The 12,453-nt window shown below is 65.3% G+C and carries 5 protein-coding genes and 2 rRNA genes; 5 read left to right on the top strand and 2 right to left on the bottom strand.

Annotation, left to right across the window (positions count from 1 at the left end):
- Positions 1-33: 33 nt before the first annotated feature.
- The gene (locus LNW73_RS14800) at positions 34-999 is read right to left on the bottom strand and encodes a TetR/AcrR family transcriptional regulator (protein ID WP_250990215.1); all 966 of its coding nucleotides are present in this window, start codon (positions 997-999) and stop codon (positions 34-36) included.
- Between the two features lie 294 nt (positions 1,000-1,293).
- Here LNW73_RS14800 and LNW73_RS14795 point away from each other — a divergent pair, with 294 nt between their 5' ends.
- Positions 1,294-2,664: an NAD(P)/FAD-dependent oxidoreductase gene (locus tag LNW73_RS14795; protein WP_250990214.1), complete on the top strand. Its 1,371-nt coding sequence runs from the start codon at positions 1,294-1,296 to the stop codon at positions 2,662-2,664.
- A gap of 192 nt (positions 2,665-2,856) precedes the next feature.
- Positions 2,857-4,617 (top strand): ATP-binding SpoIIE family protein phosphatase, encoded by a 1,761-nt coding sequence (locus tag LNW73_RS14790; protein ID WP_250977011.1) that lies wholly within the window; start codon positions 2,857-2,859, stop codon positions 4,615-4,617.
- Between the two features lie 126 nt (positions 4,618-4,743).
- On the opposite strand, the gene LNW73_RS14785 is transcribed toward LNW73_RS14790, so the two are convergent.
- Positions 4,744-6,054, bottom strand: a complete 1,311-nt coding sequence (locus LNW73_RS14785; RefSeq protein ID WP_250990213.1) for an MFS transporter — start codon at positions 6,052-6,054, stop codon at positions 4,744-4,746.
- Positions 6,055-6,168: 114 nt separating this feature from the next.
- Here LNW73_RS14785 and LNW73_RS14780 point away from each other — a divergent pair, with 114 nt between their 5' ends.
- The 3 genes from LNW73_RS14780 (at position 6,169) to LNW73_RS14770 (ending at position 12,375) form a co-directional block, all read left to right on the top strand.
- Complete coding sequence (locus LNW73_RS14780) at positions 6,169-6,729, top strand: MarR family winged helix-turn-helix transcriptional regulator (protein ID WP_138359283.1); 561 nt, start codon at positions 6,169-6,171, stop codon at positions 6,727-6,729.
- 704 nt (positions 6,730-7,433) lie between these two features.
- Positions 7,434-8,958: ribosomal RNA gene (locus tag LNW73_RS14775) — 16S ribosomal RNA — on the top strand.
- Between the two features lie 293 nt (positions 8,959-9,251).
- Positions 9,252-12,375 (top strand): 23S ribosomal RNA (locus LNW73_RS14770).
- Together the 16S and 23S rRNA genes form the textbook arrangement of a ribosomal RNA operon.
- Positions 12,376-12,453: the final 78 nt, after the last annotated feature.

Here is a 12,453-nt window from a genome sequence, read left to right as displayed (position 1 = left end):
GGTCCTTCACCATTGATCGCCTTTTCGCCCGGTCTACTCGACCGGCGCAGTGCTCCAACTCAGCGCGGACGGCGCCGAAGAGCCCTCCACGGCACCGTGCGCCGTGGCCGGGCGCGAGCGCAGACCGTCCAGCAGGATCTCCAGCAGCCGTGCCGACGCCGCCGCCTGCTGTGCCGGATCGGGCAGCGAGGGCGCCGCGGTGGCTATCACCAGCAGCACGTCGGCCACCGAGACATCACCGCGCAGTTCGCCCGCCGCCCGCGCCCGGTCGACGAGCTGGCCGACGACCTCCAGCAGCGCGGGAATCCCGGCGTCGTCGCCTTCCCCGGCACCGTCCGGAACGCCGGCGTCGAGCACCGGAGCCGCACCGGCCGGCTGATCGGCCGACGCATCGGCCGCCGACGCAGGACCCGCGGGTCCTGTCGACGGTTCGCCCGGTTCCGCCGCCACGCTCAGCGGTGCCCGCTGCTGCGGAACCCGCGCCGCCTCCTCCGAGAGCCCGGCATGCGCGGGCAGCCCGGACAGCGCGGAGACCGCCGACTCGACGGCGAACCCGGATCCGCCGGAGCCGCCCGATGCCGCCGGCGCCCCGGACACCCCGGTCCTGACCCGCAGCACCTGCGGCGGCAGCAGCCGCCCGGCACCCGAGGCCACCGAGGTCCGCAGGAAGCGCGCCAGCGCCGACCACGCCTCGTTCTCCTGCCCGAGAGCGGTCCTCGCCTGCTCGGTCAGCCGGGAGGTCTCCTCCTCGGCGATCCGCCGCACCAGTACGTCCTTGCTCGGGAACCGCCGGTACACGGTGCCGACGCCGACGCGCGCACGGCGTGCCACGTCCTCCATCGGCGCCCCGTAGCCCAGCTCCCCGAACACCTCACGCGCGGCCCTCAGCACATGTTCCAGATTGCGCTGGGCGTCCACCCGCAGCGGGGTCGCGCGGCTGCTGCCGCCGTTACCCTCCGCGCCTGCCGCTACCGTCCATTGAGAGTCCTGAATGTGCATATGTGTATCCCCCGGTTATGACGTCTCCCCCCGGAGACTCCCCACCCGTAATGATCATCGGCGCACGACGAACGTACCCCGATGGAGTACGAACATAGTTGAGCCGAGGTCAGGAAAGAAGGGGGTCCGTTCCGCCCGGCGCGTCCCCGATCGGAGTAGCGGGCCCGGCTGTTCTTCTTTCACCGGCTTTGCCCGGTCAACGACACATCCCTGACCTGCCGGATCCGCGTATCCGGTGAATCACTGCGGTACGCCCTGTGGACAAACGTCCTTCATCCATTGCGTCATGGAGCAATGACGGAGTCGGCAGCCCAGTCAAGAGCCAGGACCAGCCCGCGCATTCTCGTGATCGGCGGGGGATACGTCGGCATGTACACCGCCCTGCGCCTGCAGCGGAAGCTGAAGCGCGGCGAAGCGGAAGTGATCGTCGTCGACCCGCAGCCCTATATGACCTATCAGCCGTTCCTCCCCGAAGCGGCCGCCGGGTCGATCTCCCCCCGGCATGTCGTGGTGCCGCTGCGGCGGGTGCTCAGCAAGTGCCAGCTGGTGGTGGGCGAGGCGACGCACATCGACCACTCCAAGCGGGTCGCGACCGTGGCGACCCTGGCCACCGAGGAGGAGGGCACCTCCGGGATCGAGATCCCGTACGACCACCTCGTCCTCGCCCCCGGTTCCGTCTCCCGCACGCTGCCCATCCCGGGCCTCGCCGAGTTCGCCATCGGCTTCAAGACCGTCGAGGAAGCGATCGGCCTGCGCAACCACGTCCTGGAGCAGCTCGACATCGCCTCCTCGACCCGTGATGTCGACGTACGGGACGCCGCGCTCACGTTCGTCTTCGTCGGCGGCGGCTACGCGGGCGTCGAGGCGCTCGCCGAGCTGGAGGACATGGCCCGCTACGCCACGCGGTACTACCACAACCTGCGCCCCGAGGACATGAAGTGGGTGCTCGTCGAGGCGACCGAGAAGATCCTCCCCGAGGTCGGTGAGGAGATGGGCAGGTACGCCATCCGGGAGCTGCGCGCCCGCAACATCGACCTGCGGCTCGGCACCCGGCTGGACTCGTGCGAGAACCGGGTCGCGGTCCTCTCCGACGGCACCCGGCTGCCCACCCGCACCGTCGTCTGGACCGCGGGCGTCAAGCCGCACCCGATCCTCGCCGCCACCGACCTGCCGCTGAACGAGCGCGGCCGGCTCAAGGGCACCGCCACCCTCATGATCGACGGTGTCGAGGGCGCCTGGGCGGCCGGCGACGCCGCGGCCGTTCCGGACCTGACGGCGGAGGAGCCCGGCAAGGAGTGCGCCCCCAACGCGCAGCACGCCGTCCGCCAGACCAAGGTGCTCGCCGAGAACATCCTCGCGTCGCTGCGCGGACAGCCGATGAAGGAGTACCGGCACAAGTACGTCGGCTCCGTCGCCTCCCTCGGGCTGCACAAGGGCGTCGCCCACGTCTACGGACGCAAGCTCAAGGGCTATCCCGCGTGGTTCATGCACCGCGCCTACCACCTCAGCCGGGTGCCCACTTTCAACCGCAAGGCGCGGGTGCTCGCCGAGTGGACACTGTCCGGTCTTTTCAAGAGGGAAATCGTTTCGCTGGGGTCGCTGGAACACCCGCGCGCCGAGTTCGAACTGGCCGCGGGAGGGCTCCCCAAGCCGGACGCGCCCTGAGCCTCGCGATTCCCCCCGGGCCGCGGGTCGGCCACACTGGGCGTGTGACCATGTGTGCGCCAGCACCTGCAAAGCGTGACAAATACGAGGAATCGGACGTTTGCTGAATTCTCCCGGGGAGCGACCCCCCGTACCCCCGCGCAGAGCCAGGCGGTCCGGGCTGCCCCGAACAACACCGCGAGGTGGGGCTCGGTGAACCTCACCCGCTGGAGCGCCCGGCTCCCCGGCACGCAGCGCCGTACGGCCGCGGCCGGGCGCACGCCCGACGCCGCCCCCGCCGCCCCCAGCGCGCCGACGGCCGGCGGAGCCGTGCCCGCGGCCCGCGCCGAGCACCCGGAAGCGCCGGCGTGCGCCGTCGACGCGCTCTCCGTCAACGACGTCCTCAGCCAGGTTCCCGCGCTGATCGCCATCACCTACGGCGCCGCGCACCGCATCGCGTACGTCAACGAGGCGTACACCGAGGTCTTCGGCCCGCGCAGAACGGGTGAACCCGCCCGCGAAGGACTTCCCGAGCTCGACGAGCTCGGGCTGCTGCCGCTCATGGACCAGGTGCACCGCAGCGGCAAGCCGCGCACCGTCAAGGCGCGCAAGGTCACCCTCCCCGACCGGGACCGCTACTTCACCTTCACCTGCACGCCGGTGCACACCGGCGCGGGCCACGACGGCACCCAGGGCGCCCCCGGCGCGCAGGGCACCCACAGCGCCGCGCACAACACCGCCCACAGCGCCGCCCACGGCACCCAGGAGGCCCCCGAGGCCAAGCGCGGCGTCCTCGTCTTCGCCGCCGACGTCACGGACCAGGTGCAGGCCGCGGAGCGCCTCCGGGAGAGTGAACGCCGGCTGCACGCCACCGCCGTCACCCTCCAGCGCAGCCTGCTCCCGCAGGAGCTGGAGCAGCCCGACGATCTGCGGGTCGCCGCCACGTACCAGCCCGGCGGCACCGACGCCGCCGTCGGCGGCGACTGGTACGACGTGATCACCCTCGGCGCCGGCCGCACGGCGCTCGTCATCGGCGACGTCATGGGCCGCGGCGTCCGCGCCGCCGCCGTGATGGGCCAGCTCCGTACCGCGGTCCGCGCCTACGCCCGGCTCGACCTCCCGCCGCACGAGGTCATCCAGCTGCTCGACGGCCTCGCCTCCGAGATCGACGCCACCCAGATCGCCACCTGCGTCTACGCGGTCCACGACCCCAGCGAGGGCCGGCTCTCGTACGCCACCGCCGGCCATCTGCCGATCCTGGTCCGCGACCCCGAGGGCCAGGTGCACCGCACCGACGAGCCGACCGGCCCGCCACTGGGCACCGGCGGCTGGGTGCACACCTCCGGATCCATCCCGCTCGGCCCCGGCTCCATGGCGGTGCTCTACACCGACGGCCTGGTCGAGCGGCGCGGCGAGGACATCGACGTCGGCATCGACTCCCTGATGAGCGCCTTCGCCGGCGCCACCGGCACCCCGCAGGTCATCTGCGACCGGCTGCTGCGCGCCCTGGGCGTGACCTCCGAGCACGACGACGACGTCGCCGTCCTGGTCCTGCAGTACCCGGACCACGCCGGCGCCGACGCCGAGCTCTTCCGCAACGCCTCGCTGGAACTCCTCGGCGGTATCGAGGCGGCGCCCCGCGCCCGCGCCTTCGCCACCGGCGTCCTGTCCAGCTGGCGCTTCCCCGCCGAGCTGCGCGACCTCGGCGTCCTCGCCGCCAGCGAGCTGGTCGCCAACTCGCTGCAGCACGGCACCCCGCCGATGAAGCTCCGGCTCCGCCGCACCGACCGCCGGCTCATCATCGAAGTCACCGACGGCGACGACCACCTGCCGCGCCGCCGCCGCGCGGAGCCCGCGGACGAGGCCGGCCGCGGCATCTCGATCATCGCCACGATCGCCTCCAGCTGGGGCTCCCGCCGGACGCCGGGCGGCGGCAAGGCCGTCTGGTGCGAGTTCGCCCTTCCACGCGCCTGAGCGCTGAGAGCCTGGCCTGAGCCCTGAGAGCGTGGCCTGAGCACAAGGCCTGAGAACGACAGCTGCCCCGGCCGACCGGCCGGGGCAGTGTGCTGCGTGCTTCGCGTTCCGCGGCGCGTCCGGGGCTCAGCCCCCGACGGAGGCCTCGACCGGCCGGCCGGTCACCAGCGGGCGGTCGGCCGCCAGCGGCTCACGCGGCGCCGGAACGACCGCGTGCGGGTTGTCCTGGGCGGGAGTGAGCCCACGGCCCATCCGGAGCGCCAGCCATGTGATGCCGAGCGAGAACGCGATCAGCATGCCGATGTAGGCGCCCCACATCCCGGCCCCGGCCATCAGCCCGCCCACCGCGGGCCCGACCGCGAGGGCCAGCTGCTTCACGAGGGCGAACGCCGAGTTGTACTGCCCGATCATCCGCGCCGGCGCCAGATCGGCGACGAGCGGAGCGACGGTCGGCGACAGCATCGCCTCGCCGAGCCCGAACAGCGCGTACGTGGAGATCAGCGTCACCGTCGCCACCGCGTGGCTCCCGTGCAGCAGACCCGAGACACCCGCCGCGGCCCAGGCGACCGTCCAGATCAGCCCGACCGCCGCGATCACCCGGCTGCGCCGCCGCCGCTCGATCTTCTTCAGGATCAGGAACTGCGCAGCGACGATGACGGCCGTGTTCGCCGCGAGGGCGATGCCGAGCGTCGCCGGCTGGATGCGGGTGACCTCGGTCGCGAACGCCGCCAGGCCCGACTCGAACTGTCCGTAGCAGGCGAAGAACATCACGCCGCCGAGCACGCACAGCTGCACCATGGCCCGGTCCCTGACCAGCATCCGCCAGCCGCCCGGGGCCTTGTCCGACGGCGCGCACTCGATCCGCGACGTCCTCGGCAGCCGCACGGTGCAGACCACCGCGCCGAGCACCAGGAACATCACGGCCTCGATCGAGAACAGCAGCGTGAAGCTGCCGGGCCGCGAGGTGTCGACCATCAGACCGCCGATGAGGCCGCCGATGCCCAGGCCGAGGTTGTTGAGGAAGAACTGCGTCGCGAAGGCCCGCGAACGGGTCTTCGTGGTGGAGCACCACACGATGAGCGTCGCGAGCGACGGCGCGATGATCGCGACCCCGGCGCCCATGACGGCCGACGCCGCGACCACGGTCACCGCGGTCGAGGCGAGCCCGAAGCCCATCGCGCCGATGGCGGCGAGCACCGCACCGGTCATGGCCACGGGCAGCGGGCCCCGCTGGTCGATGGCCCGGCCGGTGAACGGCAGCACGCAGAGCGCGGCCACGGCGTAGGCGGCCAGCACCACCCCGGCCGTCGTCGCACCAAGATCCCGTACCTGTGCCACGTAAATGAACAGGAACGGGACCGTGAAGCCGTTGCCGAACGCGCTCAGCGCGTTGCCCAGCTGGATCCGGCGCAGAGCCGCGCCCATCTCGGTGGTCACACTCACCTACCTCGGTTGTCGTTGAGTCTCGAAGACTTCAAAGTTAAAGTTAGAACCTAAAGAGTACACAGAGAAGGGCTTTAGCGGCAAGCGGTTACGTGCGATACTCGGCCCATGCCAGCAGCAGACGGCCCCGCCAGTCCCCCGCAAGAGCTGGACCTCGATGAACAGATCGCGGCCTACCAGCGCGAATTTCCCGAGGTGGACCCCCAGGTCGAGAAGGTCGTCACGGCCCTGGGCCGGCTCAACCGCCGGATGAACGTCGGCTACGGCCGGCACCTCTCGGCCCTCGGCATCAGCAACGCCGAGTGGGAGGTCCTCAAGGCCCTCGTCGTCGTCGGCAAGCCGTACCGTCTCGGCCCCGGCGACCTCGCCAAGCGACTCGGCCTCACCCCGGCCGCCATGACCCACCGCATCGACCGCATGGTCACGGAGGGCCTGGTCACCCGGGACCGCGACGAGTCCAACCGCGTACGGGTCATCGTCGAGCTGACGGACGAGGGCCGCGGCAAGTGGCTGGAGACCATGCGCATGGCCGCCGCCTTCGAGGCCGACCTGCTCCAGGACCTCTCCACGGACGAACGGGCGGTCCTGGGCGAAGTGCTCCAGCGCCTGCTGCGCCGCGTGGAGGTGGCCCAGCCGGACGCGGGCGGCCGGCTGGAAGACCTCGACTGACGGGGTCCAGGCAGGGTTCCAGGCAGGGCCCCGGCAGGACTCTCGACGGGGCTTCGCCGGGCGGACGGGCGGGGGTTGACACCCTGCGGATGGATGCGTAGTGTTCTCCGAGTTGCCCGCCGGTGAACGCCGACGCGAGTCGGTCCCGAGGCAGTCACTCCACATGACAACCATTCGAACGAACGACGCTCAGTCGTTTTGTTTTCGTGCGCGTTTTCGGAATGGGAACAGAAAGCAGCCGATTGGATCGGATGCCGAAGTTCCGCTAAAGTTTCACTCGTCGGAAGGGCTCAACGGCCCGGATGGCAAGCCCCGCTGACTGGGAGTCAGGCCCGAAAGGTTCTGATAGAGTCGGAATCGCCGGAAAGCGTGAAAGCGCAGAAGGCGAAACCTGCTGACTGGGAATCGGACGCGAAAGCGTCTGGTAGAGTCGGAAACACGAAGGGAAGCCCGGAGGGCGCCGGTGAAACGGCACCAAAGGAAGCGACCGTTCCTTGAGAACTCAACAGCGTGCCAAAAGTCAACGCCAGACTTAAAACACCCCGGGCGGAACCCATTCGGGTTTCGTTTGGTGGTTCCTTTGAAAAAGTCCTTCTGCCCTCCGGTCCTTCGGGACGGGAACTGGTGGGAGGCAATTACACAGCGAGGACGCTGTGCACCACGGGCCTTATTCCGGCCGGTGGTGCCGCTCTTGCGTGGAGACATTCACGGAGAGTTTGATCCTGGCTCAGGACGAACGCTGGCGGCGTGCTTAACACATGCAAGTCGAACGATGAAGCCCTTCGGGGTGGATTAGTGGCGAACGGGTGAGTAACACGTGGGCAATCTGCCCTTCACTCTGGGACAAGCCCTGGAAACGGGGTCTAATACCGGATAACACTCTCCTCCTCCTGGGGGTGGGTTAAAAGCTCCGGCGGTGAAGGATGAGCCCGCGGCCTATCAGCTTGTTGGTGGGGTAATGGCCTACCAAGGCGACGACGGGTAGCCGGCCTGAGAGGGCGACCGGCCACACTGGGACTGAGACACGGCCCAGACTCCTACGGGAGGCAGCAGTGGGGAATATTGCACAATGGGCGAAAGCCTGATGCAGCGACGCCGCGTGAGGGATGACGGCCTTCGGGTTGTAAACCTCTTTCAGCAGGGAAGAAGCGCAAGTGACGGTACCTGCAGAAGAAGCACCGGCTAACTACGTGCCAGCAGCCGCGGTAATACGTAGGGTGCGAGCGTTGTCCGGAATTATTGGGCGTAAAGAGCTCGTAGGCGGTCTGTCACGTCGGATGTGAAAGCCCGGGGCTTAACCCCGGGTCTGCATTCGATACGGGCAGACTAGAGTGTGGTAGGGGAGATCGGAATTCCTGGTGTAGCGGTGAAATGCGCAGATATCAGGAGGAACACCGGTGGCGAAGGCGGATCTCTGGGCCATTACTGACGCTGAGGAGCGAAAGCGTGGGGAGCGAACAGGATTAGATACCCTGGTAGTCCACGCCGTAAACGTTGGGAACTAGGTGTTGGCGACATTCCACGTCGTCGGTGCCGCAGCTAACGCATTAAGTTCCCCGCCTGGGGAGTACGGCCGCAAGGCTAAAACTCAAAGGAATTGACGGGGGCCCGCACAAGCAGCGGAGCATGTGGCTTAATTCGACGCAACGCGAAGAACCTTACCAAGGCTTGACATACACCGGAAAGCCGTAGAGATACGGCCCCCCTTGTGGTCGGTGTACAGGTGGTGCATGGCTGTCGTCAGCTCGTGTCGTGAGATGTTGGGTTAAGTCCCGCAACGAGCGCAACCCCTGTTCTGTGTTGCCAGCATGCCCTTCGGGGTGATGGGGACTCACAGGAGACCGCCGGGGTCAACTCGGAGGAAGGTGGGGACGACGTCAAGTCATCATGCCCCTTATGTCTTGGGCTGCACACGTGCTACAATGGTCGGTACAATGAGCTGCGATACCGCAAGGTGGAGCGAATCTCAAAAAGCCGGCCTCAGTTCGGATTGGGGTCTGCAACTCGACCCCATGAAGTCGGAGTTGCTAGTAATCGCAGATCAGCATTGCTGCGGTGAATACGTTCCCGGGCCTTGTACACACCGCCCGTCACGTCACGAAAGTCGGTAACACCCGAAGCCGATGGCCCAACCCGCAAGGGAGGGAGTCGTCGAAGGTGGGACTGGCGATTGGGACGAAGTCGTAACAAGGTAGCCGTACCGGAAGGTGCGGCTGGATCACCTCCTTTCTAAGGAGCATCTAGACCGTCATTGACGGTCCAGGGCCATTACGCCGGCATCTGTTCGGCGGTGGTTGCTCATGGGTGGAACGTTGACTATTCGGCACGGTCTGGTTGCTCAGGTAAGTACTGCTTCGGCGTGGAAAACATGAGTGATGGGACTGTACCGGGCACGCTGTTGGGTCCTGAGGGAACGAAAGTTCCTTCTCGACGCCGGCCTCATTACTCCTCGGGATTATCTCGGGGCAGTGTGGGGGAGGGTTCGTTGCTTGAGAACTACATAGTGGACGCGAGCATCTGTAAGGCAAGTTTTTAAGGGCGCACGGTGGATGCCTTGGCACCAGGAACCGATGAAGGACGCGAGAGGCCGCGATAGGCCCCGGGGAGCTGTCAACTGAGCTGTGATCCGGGGGTGTCCGAATGGGGAAACCCGGCAGTCGTCATGGGCTGTCACCCATACCTGAACACATAGGGTATGTGGAGGGAACGCGGGGAAGTGAAACATCTCAGTACCCGCAGGAAGAGAAAACAACCGTGATTCCGGGAGTAGTGGCGAGCGAAACCGGATGAGGCCAAACCGTATGCGTGTGATACCCGGCAGGGGTTGCGTATGCGGGGTTGTGGGATCGTACTTCAGCAGTCTGCCGACTGTTGGGCGAGTCAGAAACCGTATGGATAGGCGAAGGACATGCGAAAGGTCCGGCGTAGAGGGTAAGACCCCCGTAGCTGAAATCTGTACGGCTTGCTTGTACGACACCCAAGTAGCACGGGGCCCGAGAAATCCCGTGTGAATCTGGCGGGACCACCCGCTAAGCCTAAATATTCCCTGGTGACCGATAGCGGATAGTACCGTGAGGGAATGGTGAAAAGTACCGCGGGAGCGGAGTGAAATAGTACCTGAAACCGTGTGCCTACAAGCCGTGGGAGCGTCGGATACCAGCTTGCTGGTATCTCGTGACTGCGTGCCTTTTGAAGAATGAGCCTGCGAGTTTGCGGTGTGTGGCGAGGTTAACCCGTGTGGGGTAGCCGTAGCGAAAGCGAGTCCGAATAGGGCGAATGAGTCGCGCGCCCAAGACCCGAAGCGGAGTGATCTAGCCATGGGCAGGTTGAAGCGGAGGTAAGACTTCGTGGAGGACCGAACCCACCAGGGTTGAAAACCTGGGGGATGACCTGTGGTTAGGGGTGAAAGGCCAATCAAACTCCGTGATAGCTGGTTCTCCCCGAAATGCATTTAGGTGCAGCGTCGCGTGTTTCTTGCCGGAGGTAGAGCACTGGATAGGCGATGGGCCCTACCGGGTTACTGACCTTAGCCAAACTCCGAATGCCGGTAAGTGAGAGCGCGGCAGTGAGACTGTGGGGGATAAGCTCCATGGTCGAGAGGGAAACAGCCCAGAGCATCGACTAAGGCCCCTAAGCGTACGCTAAGTGGGAAAGGATGTGGAGTCGCAGAGACAACCAGGAGGTTGGCTTAGAAGCAGCCATCCTTGAAAGAGTGCGTAATAGCTCACTGGTCAAGTGATTCCGCGCCGACAATGTAGCGGGGCTCAAGCGTACCGCCGAAGTCGTGTCATTCCCGTGTGAAGCCCTAACGGGTGCGGGGATGGGTAGGGGAGCGTCGTGTGCCGGGTGAAGCGGCGGCGGAAGCCAGTCGTGGACGGTACACGAGTGAGAATGCAGGCATGAGTAGCGATACACACGTGGGAAACGTGTGCGCCGATTGACTAAGGGTTCCTGGGTCAAGCTGATCTGCCCAGGGTAAGTCGGGACCTAAGGCGAGGCCGACAGGCGTAGTCGATGGACAACCGGTTGATATTCCGGTACCCGCTTTGAAACGCCCAGTATCGAACCAGAGGATGCTAAGCCCGTGAAGCCGCCCTGATCTCTTCGGAGTTGAGGGGAGTGGTGGAGCCGGCGACCCGATTCTGTAGTAGGTAAGCGATGGGGTGACGCAGGAAGGTAGTCCAGCCCGGGCGGTGGTAGTCCCGGGGTAAGGGTGTAGGACGTTGCGTAGGCAAATCCGCGCAACACATAGTCTGAGACCTGATGCCGAGCCGATTGTGGTGAAGTGGATGATCCTATGCTGTCGAGAAAAGCCTCTAGCGAGTTTCATGGCGGCCCGTACCCTAAACCGACTCAGGTGGTCAGGTAGAGAATACCGAGGCGTTCGGGTGAACTATGGTTAAGGAACTCGGCAAAATGCCCCCGTAACTTCGGGAGAAGGGGGGCCACAACTGGTGAGGGAACTTGCTTCCTGAGCTGGGGGTGGCCGCAGAGACCAGCGAGAAGCGACTGTTTACTAAAAACACAGGTCCGTGCGAAGCCGTAAGGCGATGTATACGGACTGACGCCTGCCCGGTGCTGGAACGTTAAGGGGACCGGTTAGTCACATTTCGGTGTGGCGAAGCTGAGAACTTAAGCGCCAGTAAACGGCGGTGGTAACTATAACCATCCTAAGGTAGCGAAATTCCTTGTCGGGTAAGTTCCGACCTGCACGAATGGCGTAACGACTTCTCGACTGTCTCAACCATAGGCCCGGTGAAATTGCACTACGAGTAAAGATGCTCGTTTCGCGCAGCAGGACGGAAAGACCCCGGGACCTTTACTATAGCTTGATATTGGTGTTCGGTTCGGCTTGTGTAGGATAGGTGGGAGACTGTGAAGTCATGGCGCCAGCCATGGTGGAGTCGTCGTTGAAATACCACTCTGGTCGTGCTGGATGTCTAACCTCGGTCCGTGATCCGGATCAGGGACAGTGTCTGGTGGGTAGTTTAACTGGGGCGGTTGCCTCCTAAAGAGTAACGGAGGCGCCCAAAGGTTCCCTCAGCCTGGTTGGCAATCAGGTGTTGAGTGTAAGTGCACAAGGGAGCTTGACTGTGAGACTGACGGGTCGAGCAGGGACGAAAGTCGGGACTAGTGATCCGGCGGTGGCTTGTGGAAGCGCCGTCGCTCAACGGATAAAAGGTACCCCGGGGATAACAGGCTGATCTTCCCCAAGAGTCCATATCGACGGGATGGTTTGGCACCTCGATGTCGGCTCGTCGCATCCTGGGGCTGGAGTCGGTCCCAAGGGTTGGGCTGTTCGCCCATTAAAGCGGTACGCGAGCTGGGTTTAGAACGTCGTGAGACAGTTCGGTCCCTATCCGCTGCGCGCGCAGGAATATTGAGAAGGGCTGTCCCTAGTACGAGAGGACCGGGACGGACGAACCTCTGGTGTGCCAGTTGTCCTGCCAAGGGCACGGCTGGTTGGCTACGTTCGGAAAGGATAACCGCTGAAAGCATCTAAGCGGGAAGCCTGCTTCGAGATGAGTATTCCCACCCCCTTTGAGGGGTTAAGGCTCCCAGTAGACGACTGGGTTGATAGGCCAGATGTGGAAGCCCGGTAACGGGTGTAGCTGACTGGTACTAATAGGCCGAGGGCTTGTCTAACTATTTTTGCTTCGCGTCCACTGTGTAGTTCTGAAGTAACGAACCGTGTCAGTATCCGGTTGGTTAACTTCATAGTGT

Origin of the sequence: Streptomyces sp. RKAG337, from assembly GCF_023701715.1 — a bacterium.
Classification (GTDB): Bacteria; Actinomycetota; Actinomycetes; order Streptomycetales; family Streptomycetaceae; genus Actinacidiphila.
This window is presented reverse-complemented; position numbering and strand designations above follow the sequence as displayed.